Annotated in this window: 14 protein-coding genes; 8 read left to right on the plus strand and 6 right to left on the minus strand. The window is 72.6% G+C overall.

Annotated features, from left to right (window positions below; translation table 11 throughout):
* Nucleotides 1–141: 141 nt before the first annotated feature.
* From ACH4RC_RS33775 to ACH4RC_RS33785, 3 genes are read left to right on the plus strand one after another with little or no spacing between them, the layout of a single operon-like run.
* Entirely contained in the window at nt 142–624 is a 483-nt protein-coding gene (locus ACH4RC_RS33775) for a DUF2771 domain-containing protein (RefSeq protein WP_398207668.1), read from the plus strand.
* Nucleotides 588–1,301, plus strand: coding sequence for a futalosine hydrolase (locus ACH4RC_RS33780; protein WP_398207670.1), 714 nt, complete (start codon nt 588–590; stop codon nt 1,299–1,301). The genes ACH4RC_RS33775 and ACH4RC_RS33780 overlap by 37 nt, the downstream gene beginning before the upstream one ends.
* Entirely contained in the window at nt 1,298–2,188 is an 891-nt protein-coding gene (locus ACH4RC_RS33785) for a 1,4-dihydroxy-6-naphthoate synthase (RefSeq protein ID WP_398207671.1), read from the plus strand. The genes ACH4RC_RS33780 and ACH4RC_RS33785 overlap by 4 nt, the downstream gene beginning before the upstream one ends.
* Before the next feature lie 7 nt (nt 2,189–2,195).
* Here the strand turns inward: ACH4RC_RS33785 and ACH4RC_RS33790 are convergent, their stop codons facing one another.
* Nucleotides 2,196–2,579 (minus strand): cold-shock protein, encoded by a 384-nt coding sequence (locus ACH4RC_RS33790; RefSeq protein ID WP_361081238.1) that lies wholly within the window; start codon nt 2,577–2,579, stop codon nt 2,196–2,198.
* A gap of 153 nt (nt 2,580–2,732) precedes the next feature.
* Here ACH4RC_RS33790 and ACH4RC_RS33795 point away from each other — a divergent pair, with 153 nt between their 5' ends.
* Complete coding sequence (locus ACH4RC_RS33795; RefSeq protein WP_398207673.1) at nt 2,733–2,990, plus strand: hypothetical protein; 258 nt, start codon at nt 2,733–2,735, stop codon at nt 2,988–2,990.
* On the opposite strand, the gene ACH4RC_RS33800 is transcribed toward ACH4RC_RS33795, so the two are convergent.
* Together ACH4RC_RS33800 and ACH4RC_RS33805 are read right to left on the minus strand one after the other, a co-directional pair.
* On the minus strand, nt 2,963–3,598 hold the full coding sequence (locus tag ACH4RC_RS33800) for an HAD family hydrolase (protein ID WP_398207675.1): 636 nt from the start codon (nt 3,596–3,598) through the stop codon (nt 2,963–2,965). The two genes, ACH4RC_RS33795 and ACH4RC_RS33800, sit on opposite strands and share 28 nt — an antisense overlap.
* A gap of 235 nt (nt 3,599–3,833) precedes the next feature.
* On the minus strand, nt 3,834–4,871 hold the full coding sequence (locus tag ACH4RC_RS33805; protein ID WP_398207677.1) for a hypothetical protein: 1,038 nt from the start codon (nt 4,869–4,871) through the stop codon (nt 3,834–3,836).
* Between the two features lie 111 nt (nt 4,872–4,982).
* Here ACH4RC_RS33805 and ACH4RC_RS33810 point away from each other — a divergent pair, with 111 nt between their 5' ends.
* Together ACH4RC_RS33810 and ACH4RC_RS33815 are read left to right on the plus strand one after the other, a co-directional pair.
* Nucleotides 4,983–7,427: a helicase-associated domain-containing protein gene (locus tag ACH4RC_RS33810; protein ID WP_398207679.1), complete on the plus strand. Its 2,445-nt coding sequence runs from the start codon at nt 4,983–4,985 to the stop codon at nt 7,425–7,427.
* 108 nt (nt 7,428–7,535) lie between these two features.
* On the plus strand, nt 7,536–9,179 hold the full coding sequence (locus ACH4RC_RS33815; protein ID WP_398207681.1) for a DNA repair helicase XPB: 1,644 nt from the start codon (nt 7,536–7,538) through the stop codon (nt 9,177–9,179).
* Here ACH4RC_RS33815 and ACH4RC_RS33820 read toward each other — a convergent pair.
* Together ACH4RC_RS33820 and ACH4RC_RS33825 are read right to left on the minus strand one after the other, a co-directional pair.
* On the minus strand, nt 9,131–10,273 hold the full coding sequence (locus tag ACH4RC_RS33820; protein WP_398207683.1) for a glycosyltransferase 87 family protein: 1,143 nt from the start codon (nt 10,271–10,273) through the stop codon (nt 9,131–9,133). The two genes, ACH4RC_RS33815 and ACH4RC_RS33820, sit on opposite strands and share 49 nt — an antisense overlap.
* A gap of 68 nt (nt 10,274–10,341) precedes the next feature.
* Entirely contained in the window at nt 10,342–12,564 is a 2,223-nt protein-coding gene (locus ACH4RC_RS33825; RefSeq protein ID WP_398207685.1) for a heavy metal translocating P-type ATPase, read from the minus strand.
* A gap of 192 nt (nt 12,565–12,756) precedes the next feature.
* Between ACH4RC_RS33825 and ACH4RC_RS33830 the strand changes: the two genes are divergently transcribed.
* Entirely contained in the window at nt 12,757–13,611 is an 855-nt protein-coding gene (locus ACH4RC_RS33830; protein ID WP_398207687.1) for a hypothetical protein, read from the plus strand.
* A gap of 57 nt (nt 13,612–13,668) precedes the next feature.
* A complete protein-coding gene (locus ACH4RC_RS33835) occupies nt 13,669–14,370 on the plus strand; it encodes a copper homeostasis protein CutC (protein WP_398207689.1) in 702 nt (233 codons plus the stop codon).
* 309 nt (nt 14,371–14,679) lie between these two features.
* Here the strand turns inward: ACH4RC_RS33835 and ACH4RC_RS33840 are convergent, their stop codons facing one another.
* Nucleotides 14,680–16,647 carry a HelD family protein gene (locus ACH4RC_RS33840; RefSeq protein ID WP_398207749.1) on the minus strand — a complete coding sequence of 656 codons (1,968 nt, stop codon included), beginning with the start codon at nt 16,645–16,647 and terminating at the stop codon, nt 14,680–14,682.
* Nucleotides 16,648–17,043: the final 396 nt, after the last annotated feature.

Here is a 17,043-nt window from a genome sequence, read left to right on the forward strand (position 1 = left end):
TATGGGGGTGCGGCGGAGCCGCATGGTCCAGGGGCGCGGGGAACTGCGCGACCAGCCACGACGAGAGTCGGGCGGCGCCGGCCGGACGGCGCGCCGTACCCGCCTCGCAACCGATGCCGGGGCGCCAGATAACCTGCGCCCATGACCTCCCAGCGTTTCGTTGTGCGCCACAGGCGCACCGTGGCCGCCGTCGGTGCCGTCGGCGCCGGACTGCTCGTCCTCTCCGCCTGCGACAAGCCGACCCCGCTGGCCACCGTGACGGTGGGCCGCGACACGGTGAACTCCGAGGCCTCCTGCTACAAGGACGGCAAGGCGCTCGCCTCGTCCTCCCTGGAGGGCTGCCTGAAGGACAAGGACGCCAAGTCCGTCAAGGTCGATCCCGACGAGACGGTCCGCTTCGGCGTCGACCCGGAGATCGCGGACAAGGGCTGGACCCTCCTGATGAACGGTCAGCCGCTCACCGAGTCCAGCAAGAAGACGTACCGCACGGTCCCGGGCAGCGTCTTCTTCAACCAGCAGTACGGCGCCACCGGCGACAGCACCACGGTGACGATCCTGCAGGGCGGCGACTCCAAGGCGTACGGCCTGTGGTCGTTCAAGCTCGAGAAGAAGAAGGACTCCTGACGGACACCGGCACCGCGCGCGGGCGCGTACTGATCGCCACCGCCGTCCCGGCCGAACGGGACGCGGTGGCGCGCGGGCTGCGTGCGCACCACCCGACGATCGACGTGGTGGCCGTGGGCGTGGGCCCCGCGGCGGCCGCCGCGGGCACAGCGACCGCCCTCACGACGGCGGCCCTGGCCGACCGCCCCTACACGCTGGTCGTGTCGGCGGGCATCGCCGGCGGCTTCAGCACCCCGCCCGGCGCGGTCCTGATCGCCGACGCCATCACGGTGGCCGACCTCGGCGCGGAGACCCCGGAGGGTTTCGTCCCGGTCACCGAACTCGGCTTCGGCACCGTCACCCACCGTCCGCCGCCGTCCCTCGTACGAGACCTCGCCGAGGTGACCGGCGCCGAGACGACCGGCACGGTGCTCACGGTCTCCACCGTGACCGGCACCGCCGACCGCGCCGCGCTCCTGGCCCAGCGCCACCCCGGCGCCGTGGCCGAGGCGATGGAGGGCTTCGGCGTGGCCGAGGCCGCCGCCGCGCACGAGGTGCCGGTGGCCGAGATCCGCACCGTCTCCAACGCGGTGGGCCCCCGCGACCGCGCGGCGTGGCGGATAGGCGACGCGCTCGCGGCCCTCACCGAGGCGTTCGGGAAGGCAGCGCCAGTCCTGGAGAGTTGGAAGAACACATGACGACACCGAACGACACCCCCACCCCCGCCACCACACCCACCCCCACCCGCATCGCCTTCTCCCCTTGCCCGAACGACACATTCGTCTTCGACGCGTGGGCCCACGGCCGGATCCCCGGCGCCCCGCCGCTGGACGTCACCTTCGCGGACATCGACATCACCAACGGGATCGCGGAGCGCCGCGAGGAGGCGTACGACGTCCTGAAGGTGAGCTACGCGGTCCTGCCGTACGTGCTCGACGACTACGCGCTGCTGCCGTGCGGCGGCGCCTTGGGCAGGGGCTGCGGCCCCTTGGTCCTGACCCGCGAGCCGAACGTGGACCTCTCGGACAAAAGGGTCGCGGTTCCGAGCGAGACGTCCACCGCCTACCTCCTCTTCCGCCTGTGGGCGGCGGACACGGTCCCGGGCGGCGGAGTCGGCGAGATAGTCGTGATGCCGTTCCACGAGATCATGCCGGCGGTGCGGGACGGCAAGATCGACGCGGGCCTGGTGATCCACGAGGCGCGCTTCACATACCAGAACTACGGTCTGCACAAGCTGGCGGACATGGGCGAGCACTGGGAGGCGACGACGGGCCTGCCGATCCCGCTCGGCGCGATCATCGCCCGCCGCGACCTCGGCACGGAAACCCTGACCGCCTACGCGAACGCGATCCGCACCTCGGTCCGCCAGGCATGGGACGACCCGGAGACCTCCCGCCCGTACGTGATGGCGCACGCGCAGGAGATGGATCCGGCGGTGGCGGACCAGCACATCGGCCTGTACGTCAACGAGTTCACGGCGGACCTGGGCGAGGACGGCTACGCGGCGATCCGCGGCCTGCTCACACGGGCAGCGGCCGAGGGCCTGGTCCCAGCGCTGGCCCCCGACGCGCTCCGGTTCCCGTGAGGGAGCCTCAGACGTCCAACTGATCGGCGACGGCCCGCAACAGCCCGGCGATCTTCGCCCCGGCGGCCTTGTCGGGATAGCGTCCCCGCTCCAGCATGGGCGTGATGTTCTCCAGCAGAGTCGTCAAGTCCTGGACGATGGAGGCGAGTTCGTCGGGCTTGCGGCGCTGGGCCGCCGCGACCGAAGGGGTCGGATCAAGGATGGCAACGGAGAGCGCCTGGTCACCGCGTTGACCGGCGACCACTCCGAACTCGACGCGCTGGCCGGGCTTGAGGGCGTCGACACCGTCGGGAAGTACGGAGGAGTGCACGAAGACGTCGCCGCCGTCGTCGCGGGAGAGGAAGCCGAAGCCCTTCTCGCTGTTGAACCACTTGACCTTGCCGGTAGGCACGTGAAGTCCTCGTCCTCGTACTAGAAAGAAAACGCTCTGGATAGCAGTACAGCGGGTCGTGGTACGACCCGCCGCCACCAAGACTATGGGTCCCGGGGCCGCTGGCAAGACGGCGCCGACTTGTTCTCTCGGGCCAGGAACTACCCTGGCCGGGTGCGTGACAAAACCCAAGTCATTTCCCGGGCGACCGAGACAGGACCCGGCGACGGCCTCGTGAAAGCGGGCGGCATCGTCTTCATCGTGGGAGCGATCGCCACCCTGGTGACGGTGGCCCCACTCTTCCTGGACACAACGCCGTTCCCACCCCTCGCTTATGCGGTCTGCATGCTCATGGGCGTCGGTTTCCTCGTGGCCGCCGCGGGCGTTCTGCGAGGGGTGGCGGCTCAGCGCCGGGCGGCCCGCTCCACGTAGCCCGAGAGCCAGTCCGGGAAGGCCGCCAGCCCGTCGAGCACCACATCGGCACCGGCGGCCAGCAACTCGTCGACACTGCAGGGCCCGGTGGCCACGGCGACCGAGACGGCGTCGGCGGCACGCGCTCCCCGCACGTCCCCGATGTGATCCCCGACATACACACCGGCCTGGTGCTCCCGCAGAGCACCGGCCTTCCCCTCGGCCCACAGATCACCGACCACCACATCCGCGTCGATCCCCAGATGCGCAAGGTGCAGCTTGGCGTTCGGCTCGTACTTGGCGGTGACGACCATGGTGCGCCCTCCCACCGCGTGCACCGCATCCATCGCCTCGTGGACACCGGGCATCGCAAGGGTGGCCTCGATGGCGTACGCGGGATACATCCCACGGTAGAGCTCGGCCATCGCGGGAATCCGCTCCGCCGGAAACCACTCGGCGAGCTCGTCCACCAGCGGCGGCCCGAGCCGCGAGACGGCGAGATCGGCATCGACGTGGACGCCGGTCCGCTCGGAAAGAGCGAGCCACGTGGCCCGGATACCGGGACGCGAGTCGATCAGCGTCATATCGAGATCGAACCCGACGGTGGGACCTATGAGGGGAGCAGCCATGCCCCCAATTGTGCCCGCTACACGGACCGGCCGTTCAGCCGCGTACGAGACGGGAGGGGCCGCCCGGGGCATGTGCGCGCGCAGCACAGTTCACGCGGTGACAAGGCCCGAAGCAGCGGGCGAGGCCATCAAGATGGCGAGCACGGACATGCCCCGGGCGGCCCCGTACCCACCCCGACACCTGTCGGATCGAAACGGCCGGCCGCTGACGTGCCCTCAGGCGGCCACCCTCCCTTCATCGCGCGGCGCGCTGCGACCGCCACACGAGATACAGGGCGGAGGCAACGGCGGCACACCGCAGAACCCACGGCCAGGTCTCCCCGAACGCCCCGCTCATCTCGCCCTCACCGATGGCCGCGCCCCACTTCCCGGCGCTGCGCCCCCACAGCCAGGCGATACCGCCCGCGGCGGCGAGCCCCGGCAGCACGAAGACGGCGAGCTTCTTCTGCCCGAGGGTGAGCCGCCGGGACAGATAGACGACAGCCCACCCCAGCAGCAGAGCCAGCACGTTCCCGAGGACGGCACCGGCGACAAGAGCGGCAGCGGCAAGCAGGAGAAGCGGATTGACGAGCCCCCCTTCGGGCACGAACCGCCGCACCTTGGTCTCAGGAACCGGCTTCCCCGGCGCAACCGGCACACCCGGCACACCCGGCACACCCGGCACACCCGGCACACCAGGCTCGACCGCCTCGACAGAAGGCCCCGGCTTCCGCGGACCGGGCCCCCCACCGGCCTCCGGCGGCCTCAGAATCTCCGGAATCTCGATCCCCCCGGTGAACCCGGGCACGGAGTCCGTGTCGGCGAGCGACTGCCCGGCCCCGACCCGCCACCAGTCGGTCTCCCCGCCGGAGGCGCCGAGCTCGTCGGTCCCGGCGAGATGCGGCGGAGAGGGCGCGTCGGAAAGAGGCGCCTCACGCTGCTGGGGCGGCACTTTCCGAAGCAGCCTGCCCATACCGGGTCTACTCGGGGCCGGAGCCCCGGGCTGCTCGGGCACGGGCCGGGAAAGGGAGGCGGCGGGATCAGCACCGGCAGGGGAAGGGGCCGCCCCTCCCTGCGCCCCGCTGACGACCCGGTCGGGATCCCCGAGCCGGTCGATGATGCGACGCACGGCGGCGGGGCTGTCGACGGTGACCTTGGCGCGACGCCGGTCGATCTCCCCGCGCAACTCGCTGACGAGCCGCATCCGGGTGGCCGAGGGCAGCTGCCGCTGCTGGGCCAGGTCGCCGACGCGGCTCAGATAGTCGAAGACGAGCTGATCACTCTCGATCCCCACGAAGTCCCCTCCGGGGTGCAGCAGTTGTTGCGCCGACCGTATCGCGAATGCCGGGGCCCGTCAGAGCACGGGATCCCCGCCCCGGAGAACGGGCCCGCTACCGTGGGTCGAATGAGCCCGAACGAGCAGATCCCGGCGGCGCCGACGTCAGCCCCCCGCTCCTTGGCGGAGGCATTGCGCGCGAGGGACGACGCGTCTCTGGCCCGCCTGCTGCGCGCCCGCCCGGACCTGCTCGGCCCGGTCCCGAACGACCTGACGCAGCTGGCGACGCGCGCGGGCACGAGAGCGTCGGTGGTGAGGGCGCTGGACCGCTTGGACCGCTTCACGCAACAGGTGGCGCAGGCGCTGGCGGTGTCCCCGGAACCGACCACGTACGAAACGCTGGAAACACTGCTCCCGGCGCAGGAGGCGACCCGAGTCCTGCCGAAGGCGGTGGCGACCCTCCGCGAACAGGCGCTGCTCTGGGGCGGGGACGACCAGCTGCGCCTGGTGCGAACGGCGAGGGAACTCCTGGCCCCGACGCCCCAGCACCCGTCCCCCACGGGCCTGGGCCCGACGATCGCGGAGGCCACGGCGGGCATCTCGCCGACCCGCCTCCAGGAGATCATCACGTCAGCGGGTCTGCCCACCACGCACGACGGGGTGTCGGCGGTGGCGGAACTGCGGGAGCTGTTCACGGACGCGGAGCGGATGTCGGCGTTGCTGGACGAGGCGCCGATGGAGTCCATCGACGTACTGAACAGGCTGGTGTGGGGGCCGCCGTACGGGCAGGTGACGGCGCAGCCGGCGGCGCATCTGCGCTGGCTGCTCGACCGGGGCCTGTTGTTGCCGACGGCGCCCGGCACGGTGGTGCTGCCGAGGGAGGCGGCGCTGCATCTGCGCGGCGGGCGGGCGCACAGGGAGCTGGAGCCGGTGGCGCCGGAGGTGCGGGAGCGGGCGGCGCACCGTCCACAGGTGGTGGACGCGACGGCGGCGGCGCAGGCGTACACGGCGCTGTCGACGGTGGAGGAGCTGCTGAAGGACTGGGACGAGGGCGGCCCGGTGGTGCTGCGGGCGGGCGGCCTGAGCGTGCGGGACCTGAAGCGCACGGCGTCGGCGCTGGACTGCACGGAGCCGCAGGCCGCGTTCTGGGTGGAACTGGCGTACGCGGCGGGTCTGGTGGCGTCGGACGGTGAGGCGGACGAGCGGTACGCGGCGACACCGGCGTACGACGCGTGGCTGGAGCGCCCGCCGGCGGAGCGCTGGACGCGGCTGGCGCAGGCGTGGCTCGCGGCGACGCGCACGGCGGGGGTGGTGGGCGGCAGGGACGGCAAGGACAGGACGCTCTCGGCGCTGGGCCCGCACCTGGACCGCTCGGCGGCGCCGGAGGTCCGCCACCGCGTGCTCACCCTGCTCTCGTCGCTCCCGGAGGGCACGGCCCCGGAGCCGGAGTCGATCATGGAACGGCTGACGTGGGAGCGCCCGTCACCGGCGGCGCGGGAGCTGCGCACGAGGCTGGCGGAGTGGACGCTGTCGGAGGCGGAGTTCCTGGGCATGACAGGCCGGGGGGCGCTGTCGGCGCACGGCAGGGCGCTGCTGACGGACGTGGACGCGACGCCCGCCGAGAGGGCGGCGGCGACGGCGCGGGCGGAGAAACTGATCACGCCGTTGCTCCCCGACCCCTTGGACCACGTCCTGCTGCAGGCGGACCTGACGGCGGTGGCCCCGGGCCCGCTGGTCCGTCCGCTGGCGGACGCGCTCGCGGTCTTCGCGGACGTGGAGTCGAAGGGCGGAGCGACGGTCTACAGGTTCACCCCGGGCTCGGTGCGCCGCGCGCTCGACTCCGGCCGCACAGCCTCCGACCTGCACGTGTTCCTGACGGAACACTCCCGCACCCCGGTCCCCCAGCCCCTCACGTACCTGATCGACGACGTGGCGAGGCGCCACGGCCACCTGCGCATCGGAGCGGCATCGGCCTACGTCCGCTGCGACGACGACGCGGTGCTCGGCGAGATCCTCGCGGACAGCAGGGCGGCGGCCTTGCGCCTGCGCCGCCTCGCCCCGACGGTCCTGGCCGCACAGGTGGACCCGGGCAGCCTGCTCGAGGGCCTGCGCGCGATGGGCTTCGCCCCGGCGGCGGAGACACCGGAGGGCGACGTCCTGATCACCCGCGCCCACGCGCACCGCACGCCGCCGCGCACGGCCCCCGAGCCGGTGCCGGACGGCCCGGCGCTGCCCGACGGCACGCTGCTCGACGCGGCGATCAGGGCGATCAGGGCGGGCGACCTGGCGGCGACGGCGCCGCGCAGAACGGCGCCCGCGCACCCCGGAGGAGGCGAGCTGCCGCGTACGACGGCGGCGGAGACCCTCGCCACGATGCAGGCGGCGGTGATGACCGGCGACGCGCTGTGGATCGGGTACGTGAACGCGGAGGGCGCGGCGAGTCAGCGGGTGATCGCGCCGATCAGGGTGGAGGGCGGCTACGTGACGGCGTACGACCACACGGCGGACGAGGTCCGCACGTATCCGCTGCACAGGGTGACGGGAGTGGCGGAACTGGCGCCGGACGCGAGCTGACCCGCCCCGCTCGGGCAGCACTCCGCGCACCACCCGCCATGCGGCACACTGGACGTTTGGCCACACCGAGTCCGGGAGGCCTGGCCCATTGCAGAAAGGGTGCCGCGCGTGAACGGTCCACTCATCGTCCAGTCGGACAAGACCCTGCTCCTCGAGGTCGACCACGAGCAGGCCGACGACTGCCGCCGCGTGATCGCCCCGTTCGCGGAGCTGGAGCGGGCGCCGGAGCACATCCACACCTACCGTCTGACGCCGCTCGGCCTGTGGAACGCGCGGGCGGCGGGCCATGACGCGGAGCAGGTCGTCGACGCGCTGGTGCAGTACAGCCGCTATCCGGTGCCGCACGCGCTGCTCGTCGACATCGCGGAGACGATGGACCGCTACGGGCGGCTGACGCTCTCCAAGCACCCGGCGCACGGCCTGGTCCTGACGAGCACGGACCGCCCGGTCCTGGAGGAGATCCTGCGCTCGAAGAAGGTGCAGCCGCTGGTCGGCGCCCGGATCGACCCGGACACGGTGGCGGTGCACCCCTCGGAGCGGGGCCAGATCAAGCAGACGCTGCTGAAGCTGGGCTGGCCGGCCGAGGACCTCGCCGGGTACGTGGACGGCGAGGCGCACCCGATCGAGCTCGACGAGGACGGCTGGTCGCTGCGCCCGTACCAGAAGCAGGCGGTGGAGGGCTTCTGGCACGGCGGGTCCGGCGTGGTCGTCCTCCCCTGCGGCGCGGGCAAGACGCTGGTGGGCGCGGGCGCGATGGCCGAGGCCAAGGCGACCACCCTGATCCTGGTCACGAACACGGTGTCGGCGCGCCAGTGGAAGCACGAGCTGGTGAAGCGGACGTCGCTGACCGAGGACGAGATCGGCGAGTACAGCGGTACGAAGAAGGAGATCCGCCCGGTCACGATCGCCACGTACCAGGTGCTCACGACGAAGCGGAAGGGTGTCTACCCGCACCTGGAGCTGTTCGACTCCCGCGACTGGGGCCTGGTCGTCTACGACGAGGTGCATCTGCTGCCCGCGCCGGTCTTCAAGTTCACGGCGGACCTCCAGGCGCGCCGCCGCCTGGGCCTGACGGCGACCCTTGTCCGCGAGGACGGCCGCGAGTCGGACGTGTTCTCCCTGATCGGCCCGAAGCGGTTCGACGCGCCGTGGAAGGAGATCGAGGCGCAGGGCTACATCGCGCCCGCCGACTGCGTGGAGGTCCGGGTCAACCTCACCGACTCCGAGCGGCTCGCGTACGCGACGGCGGAGACGGAGGAGAAGTACCGCTTCTGCGCGACGACGGCGACGAAGCGGAAGGTGACCGAGGCGCTGGTCCGCAAGCACGCGGGTGAGCAGACCCTGGTCATCGGCCAGTACATCGACCAGCTCGACGAGCTGGGCGCCCACTTGGACGCGCCGGTCATCAAGGGCGAGACGACGAACGCGGTGCGCGAGAAGCTGTTCGAGTCCTTCCGCCAGGGCGAGATCTCGGTCCTGGTCGTCTCGAAGGTCGCGAACTTCTCCATCGATCTCCCCGAGGCGACGGTCGCGATCCAGGTGTCGGGCACGTTCGGCTCCCGCCAGGAGGAGGCGCAGCGGCTCGGCCGCGTACTGCGCCCGAAGGCGGACGGCCACGAGGCCCGCTTCTACTCGGTGGTCGCGCGCGACACGATCGACCAGGACTTCGCGGCGCACCGCCAGCGGTTCCTGGCGGAGCAGGGTTACGCGTACCGGATCGTGGACGCGGACGAGCTCCTCGCGGAGGGCTGACGGAGGCCGGCGGCGAGGAGAAGCCCGACGCCGAGAACCGGGTAAGGGGCGGCCAACGGCTGCTGCCACCAGGGAAGATGCAGATCGAGTCCGCCCTGGTGGGGCAGCAGCCACATGCTCCGAGCGGTGAAAAGGAAAGCGACGGCCACGGTCGTACGCCGATGACCGCCGGACCACAGGAGCGCGAGGAGCGGCACGCACCACACCCAGTGGTGCGACCAGCTGATCGGTGAGACGAGAAGACCGGTGAGCGCGGCGAGGACGACGCCGTGGGCGTCGTCGCGGGCGCGGACGGCGACGCAGAGCCCGCCGAGGGCGACGAGGCCGGCCGGAACGGCCCAGAGCAGCCCGGGTTCGGCGGTATGGAGCAGGCGGGCGACCGCCCCCTGCAGCGCCTGGTTGTCGACGATCCAGGCCTTCCCGACCCGCCCGGTCTCGAAGACCCGCCGGCCCCAGAACTCCCGGCTGGCGTACGGGAGAACGAGCGCGCCCAGTGCCGCTGTACCGGCAGCGCCCGCGACCGCGTACGAGGCCTCACGTCGCCGCCCGCGGAGGAACAGGTAGACGATGAAGACGGCCGGGGTGAGCTTGACGCCGGTCGCGATGCCGAGGGCGATCCCCTTGCCGCGGGCGCCGACGGGCCGCCCCAGGTCCCAGAGGATCAGGCAGGCCAGGCCGAGGTTGATCTGCCCGAACAGAACGGTCTGGAGAACGGGCTCGAACCACAGGGCTCCGCCCGTGACCGCGCACAGGGTGGCCGGGGCGGGCCGCAGCCCGGCCGCCCGGCAGGACAGTTGGACGAGGAGCCCGGTGAGGGCGATGTTGCCGAGGAGGAACGCCCCTTTGAGAAGGGTGAGCGGCACCCAGCCCAGGGGCACGAAGACAAGCGCGGCGAACGGCGGATAGGTGGCGGGCAGCCCCCACTCCGTGACCGTGAACCCGTACAGCCCACCGCCCCCGCTCGCGGCGGCGACGCCTTCGGCCCGGTAGACGAGGAGATCGGCCATCGGGACGTGCCGGGCGACGCAGAGGGCGAGGAGGGCGGTGACGGAGGCGCCGAGAAGGACGATCGCGTAACGGGTTCGCTTGAACACGGAGAGCAACACTAATTCAAGCCCCTCCGGCGATCGGGGAGCGGGGACCGGGGCGGAGCCCCGCGTCCTCAGCCGAAACGCCGCAGCCGCAGGCTGTTCCCCACCACGAACACCGACGAGAACGCCATCGCCGCCCCCGCGATCATCGGGTTCAGAAGCCCCGCCGCGGCGAGCGGCAGCGCGGCCACGTTGTACGCGAACGCCCAGAACAGATTGGACCGGATCGTGCCGAGGGTCCGCCGCGCGAGCCGAATGGCGTCGGCGGCGACCCGCAGGTCGCCCCGGACCAGAGTCAGGTCACCCGCCTCGATGGCCGCGTCCGTCCCGGTCCCCATGGCAAGCCCCAGATCCGCCTGCGCGAGAGCGGCCGCGTCGTTCACACCGTCCCCCACCATGGCGACGGAACGCCCTTCCGCCTGAAGCCGCTTGACGACATCGACCTTGTCCTGGGGCAGCACCTCGGCGACGACATCCTCCGCCGCGATCCCGACTTCGGCGGCGACGGTACGGGCCACGGCCTCGTTGTCCCCGGTGAGCAGCACCGGCCGGAGCCCCAGCCCCCGCAGCCGCCGCACGGCCTCCGCGCTGGTCTCCTTCACCGCGTCGGCGACTTCGAGAACGGCGCGGGCCTCCCCGTCCCAGGCCACGCAGACGGCCGTACGCCCGGCGGCCTCGGCGTCGGACTTGGCGCGGGCCAGCCCCCCGGGCAGCCGGATCTCCCACTCGGCGAGGAGCTCCTCCCGCCCGACGAGAACGGCGTGCCCGGCGACGACGCCCCGCACGCCGCGCCCGGCGACGTTCGCGAAGTCCTCGGGGACGGGGAGCGCCCCGACCCGCGCGGCGGCACCGTCCGCGACGGCGCGGGCGATCGGATGCTCGGAGGAGCGCTCCAGGGCGCCCGCGAGCCGCAGGACCTCGTCGTCGCGCGTGCTTTCGGCGGCATGCGTCGCGAGCAGCGTCATCCGCCCCGTCGTGACGGTCCCCGTCTTGTCGAGGACGATCGTGTCGACCGTACGCGTACTCTCCAGAACCTCCGGCCCCTTGATCAGAATGCCGAGCTGCGCCCCGCGCCCCGTACCGACCATGAGCGCGGTCGGCGTGGCGAGCCCGAGGGCGCACGGGCAGGCGATGATCAGTACGGCGACGGCGGCGGTGAACGCGGCGGTCAGACCGGCCCCGTTGCCGAGCCAGAAGCCGAGCGTGGCGACGGCGAGCGCGATGACGACGGGCACGAAGACGGCGGAGATGCGGTCGGCGAGCCGCTGGGCGGCGGCCTTGCCGTTCTGCGCGTCCTCGACGAGCCGCGCCATACGGGCGAGTTGCGTGTCGGCGCCGACGCGGGTGGCCTCGACGACGAGCCGCCCGCCGACGTTCAGGGTGGCCCCGGTGACCGCGTCACCGACGGCGGCCTCGACCGGTACGGACTCCCCGGTGAGCATGGACGCGTCGACGGCGGACGCCCCCTCGACGACGACACCGTCGGTGGCGATCTTCTCCCCGGGCCGCACGAGGAACCGCTCGCCGACCGTCAACTCGCCGACCGGCACGGTCACTTCCCGCCCGCCTTCCCGTACGAGGGTGACGTCCTTGGCGCCGAGTTCGAGCAGCGCCCGCAGCGCGGCGCCCGCCTTCCGCTTGGAGCGGGCCTCGAAGTAGCGGCCCGCGAGGATGAAGGCGGTGACTCCGGCGGCGGCCTCCAGGTAGATGTTTCCGGCGCCGTCGCCGCGCGCGATGGTGAGTTCGAAGGGGTGCGTCATGCCCGGCTCGCCGGCCGTGCCGAGGAACAGGGCCCACAGCGACCACAGGAACGCGGCCGACGTGCCGACGGAGATCAGCGTGTCCATCGTGGCGGCGCCGTGGAGCGCGTTCGTGAACGCCGCTTTGTGGAAGGGCCAGGCCGCGTAGGTGACGACGGGCGCGGCCAGGGTGAGCGAGAGCCACTGCCAGTACTCGAACTGGAGGGCAGGGGCCATGGCCATGGCGATGACGGGCACGGCGAGCACGACGGCGGTGATCAGCCGCTGCCGCAACGGCCGCGACTCGTCCGGCCCGGCGTCCGGGGCGTCCGTGGCCCGCGGCTCCGGCGGCGCGGGCTCCTGGGCGGTGTACCCGGTGGCCTCCACGGTGGCGATCAGGTCCGCGACCTGTACGTCACCGTCGACGGTGACCCGCGCCTTCTCGGTGGCGTAGTTGACGGTCGCCTCGACGCCGTCCATCCGGTTCAGCTTCTTCTCGATACGGGCGGCGCACGACGCGCAGGTCATGCCGCCGATGACGAGCTCCGCCTGCATGGTGGCCTCCTTGTGGAATCGATACCCGGGGCGGGTACCCCGGAACGGTTCCAACTTATACCCCCTAGGGGTATCCGCCGCAAGCGCGGACGGGCCTTGACTTGGTACCCCGGGGGGGTATCGTCACTCGGCACGCGGCAGTCAGCACCCGGCCGGCGCCCATGAGCCCGAAGAACCGACGGAGGAGTTCGCATGCACACCGGACTGAAGATCACCGCTTTCGCCGCCGGTCTCGCGACAGCGTTCGGCGCCGCGTACGGGGTGGGGACGGGCGTCACCCCCGTCACCGCGAAGGAGTCGCCGGCACCGGAGCACGGCGCCCACGCGGAGCCGGTCGCCGCCGCGACCCCGCCCGGCGGGCTCCAGATCTCCGAGCGCGGCTACACGCTCGCCCTGGAGCGCGACCGGCTACCGGGCCGCACCGGCGAGATCCGCTTCACCATCCGCAAGGACAGCACCGGCGCACCCGTGACCTCGTACAAGAAGGAGCACGACAAGGAGCTGCATCTGATCGTGGCCTCGCGGGACCTGACCGCGTACCGGCATCTGCACCCCGTGCGCGACGCCGACGGCACGTGGTCGACGCCCGTCTCGCTGCCCGGGGCCGGCGACTACCGGGTCTTCGCGGACTTCACGCCGAGCGGCGAGGAGGAGGGGCTCACGCTCGGCGCGGGCCTGGGGGTCGCCGGGCGGTACGCGCCCGCCGCGCTGCCCGCGCCGTCCGCGACGGCGCGCGTCGCCGACGGGTACGAGGTCCGGGTCGAGGGCGCGCTGCGACCGGGCAGGGCGAGCGAGCTGACGCTCGGTGTCAGCCGGAACGGGCGGCCGGTCACCGACCTGGAGCCGTACCTCGGCGCGTACGGGCATCTGGTCGCGCTGCGCTCGGGCGACCTCGCCCACCTCCACGTTCACCCGCACGACGGCGAGGCGGGGCCCGGGGTCGCCTTCACCGCGACGGCGCCCAGCGAGGGGACGTACCGGCTTTTCCTGGACTTCAAGCACGGCGGGAAGGTCAGGACGGCTGCGTTCACGGTGCACGCGGCGTAGGCTGAGCCACGTTATTGGACTAGACCTGTGTGACGAGATGACGAAGACGGGAGCCCGATGAGCGAGCGCGCAGTCCTGGAGGTGATCGCCCTCAACGCCCAGGACGCGACCGCGGCCCAGGCCGGGGGCGCGGACCGCCTGGAGCTGGTCACCGACATGGCGGCGGACGGTCTGACGCCGTCGGTGGAGACGTTCGCGGCGATCCGCGCCGCCGTGGACATCCGGCTGCGCGTGATGCTGCGGCTCACGGACGGTTTCTCGGCGGGGGGCTCCGCGCGGGTGGCGGAGCTGGTGGCGGCGGCGCGGGCGCTGCGGGCCGAAGGGGCCGAGGAGTTCGTGCTCGGGTTCCTCGACGAGCAGGGCGGGGTCGATCTCGCGGCCGTCGAGGCGATCGTGGGCGAGCTGGACGGGTGCCGGTGGACGTTCCACCGGGCCATCGACCGGGCCGCCGACCGGGATGCCCTGCGCAAGCAGCTGGCGTTCCTGCCCGGCCTCGACACGTATCTGACCGCCGGGTCCGCGGAGGGGGTCGACGCGGGTCTGGGCGTGCTCGTCGCCGAGGCGGCGCGGTCCGGGGAGCCCGGGTACGAGCAGCAGCTCCTCGTCGGTGGCGGGTTGCGGCTCGACCACGTCGCGGGGCTGCGGGCCGCAGGGGTCTCGGGGTTCCACATCGGCGGGGCGTCCCGGCCCGACGGGTGGGACGGCCCGGTCTCCGCGGAGGCCGTACGGACCTGGCGCGAGGCGCTCGACTCGGCCTGACAGCTGTCGCGCCGGGCCCCCCGCACCTCGCGTCGTGGCCGGCCGCGCAGTTCCCCGCGCCCCTGAAGCATGCGGCTCCGCCGCAGCCCCATCAGGACGCACGCCAGTGCTGGGCCTCTGAGATGCCGCACGAAGTGCGCATCCCAGGGGCGCGGGGAACTGCGCGACCAGCCACGACGAGCCCGCACCCAGCAACGGACCGACAAATGCCGCACGAAGTGCGCATCCAGGGGCGCGGGGAACGGCGCGACCAGCCACGACGAAACCCGCACCCGGGAACGGGCGAAGCCTCGTGGTGCAGGGGCGATGTCAGGTCAGCTGGAGCGGTAGCGGTCCCGTGTGGGTTACCACCAGCCCCGATACCGCCCGGGTCAGCGAGACGTACAGACGGCGCAGGCCCGTGCGATCGTCCGGCTCCCCGCTGACGATCGACGCGGGATCGTCCAGGACCACGTAGTCGTATTCGAGCCCCTTGGCCAGGGAGGCCGGGACGAGAGTGAGGCGGGCGTCGGCCGTCGTCTCCTCACCCGGGGCGAGGAACGACAGGCCCGCCTCCGTCAACGCCTCCGCCAGCGCAGCGCACCGCGCATCCGCCGCGATCAGCCCCACCGACCCCTCGTTCGAGAGGGACTCGACGCAGGCCGCCACCACCTCGCCCGGCTCCGCCACCTCCCGTACCTCGAACGCGCCCGGGTTCTCACGGACCGACTCCACCGGGGCCAGGCCCGGAGCGATGGACGGCAGGAGCCGGGACGCGTACGTGATGACATCCGTCGGAACGCGGAAACCGGCCGTCAGCTCCTCGATCACCGCGTCGGGTTTGCCGAGGTGGCCCAGCGCAGCGCCCCAGCTCCGCGTCGCCCACGGCGTGGTCCCCTGGGCCAGGTCCCCGAGGACGGTGACCGAGCCGGTCGTCGCGCGCCGCCCGACCGCCCGGTACTGCATCGGCGAGAGATCCTGCGCCTCGTCGAGGACGACGTGCCCGAGCGAATGCGTACGCGCGACGAGATCGCTCGCCTCGTCGATGAGCACCGCGTCCGCGACGGACCACTTGGCACTCTTGACGCTCCGCGCGGGCTTCACCCACAGCACGGACTTCTGCTCCTCCGAGCCCAGCACACCTTCCGCGTGCTCCGCCAGGAACTCCGCGTCCGACAGCAGGCGCAGCACCAGCTTCGCCGGGTCGACCGCCGGCCAGACCCGCTTCACCACGGCCTTGACCGCCGCGTTGCGCGCGACCGCGTCCTGCACCCGGTCGTCCGGCGCCTCCCCCGCCCGCTCCATCTGGACGAGCACAGCGTGCGCGATGCGCTGCGAGAGGGCGTCGCGCGCGGCCCCGTACCGCATGTCACGGCCCATCAGCTCGCGGACGATGTCCGCCAGTTCGTACGAGGCGACGCGCCACCGGCGCGAGCCGCGTACGACCACGACGCCCTCGGCCGGCATCGTGATGTGCGAGCGCAGCGCCCGCCGCACCACCTCCGCCATGCGGGCATCACCCTTCACGAGGGCCGCCTCGGCGCTGTCCGTACCCCGCACCTCCACCAGCGCTCCCACGAGTTCGTCGACGGTGGCCTGCTTCACCTCCAGCTCGCCGAGCGCTGGCAGCACTTGCTCGATGTAGTGGAGGAAGGACGCGTTCGGGCCGATGACGAGCGTGCCGGTGCGGGCGAGCCGCTCGCGGTGCGCGTAGAGGAGGTAGGCGACCCGGTGCAGGCCGACCGCCGTCTTCCCGGTCCCCGGCCCGCCCTGCACGCACACCGATCCGGCGAGCCCGCTGCGGACGATCTCGTCCTGCTCGGGCTGGATGGTGGCGACGATGTCGCGCATCGGGCCGACGCGGGGCCGCTCGATCTCCTGCTGGAGCAGCTTGCTGGTGCGCTCGGCCTCGGCCGGGTCGGAGAGGCGCTCGTCCTCGTACGCGCTCAGCTCACCCCCGGTGTAGCCGAAGCGGCGGCGCAGCGCGATGTCCATCGGGTCCTTCTTCGAGGCCCGGTAGAACGGCTGCGAGACGGGGGCGCGCCAGTCGATGACCATCGGGTCGCCCTCGGCGTCGTGCACGTGGCGGCGCCCGATGTAGAACTGCTCGCCCCCGGCGCCCTCGGCGAGGTCCGTGCCGGGTGCGTGCAGGTAGTCGAGGCGGCCGAAGAAGAGCGGGGTGTGGCTGAGGTCGGCGAGCGCCTTGATCCGGTCGTCGATCTGGCGCTGGAGCACCTCGGCGTTGACCCAGTTCGCGGTGACGTCGCGGATGTCGAGCGCCTCGGCGTCCTCGCGCATGGCGCGCAGGGCGGCGCGGGACGAGTGAAGATGCGCGCGCTCACGGTCGAGCGGCGTGGACGTGCTCACGGGTAGTGCCTCCGGCTCCAGATGCGCGAGTCCGCGGGTCCACAGGTACACAGGTACACAGGTATGCGGCTACGCGGCTACGAGGTCCGGCCGGTTTCCGTCCGGTCGGCGGCGCTCCGGCTTCGGCGACCGCTTGCGGAAGCGGTGAAGGGAGGCGGGCAGACGCGCGAGTGTACGGGACGGGTCGCTGCCGGGGCCAACGGTTTTCCCGCCCCACGCCGACCCCGCCCCATGCCGCCCCGCCCCGGCCCCGCGCCCCCGGTTCCCCACCCGTCGCACTCCCCGGGGTTCCTCAGGGTCGGCATCCCCCGCAGGTCGTACCCGGGT

Origin of the sequence: Streptomyces sp. NPDC016845 (assembly GCF_044332585.1) — a bacterium.
Classification (GTDB): domain Bacteria; phylum Actinomycetota; class Actinomycetes; order Streptomycetales; family Streptomycetaceae; genus Streptomyces.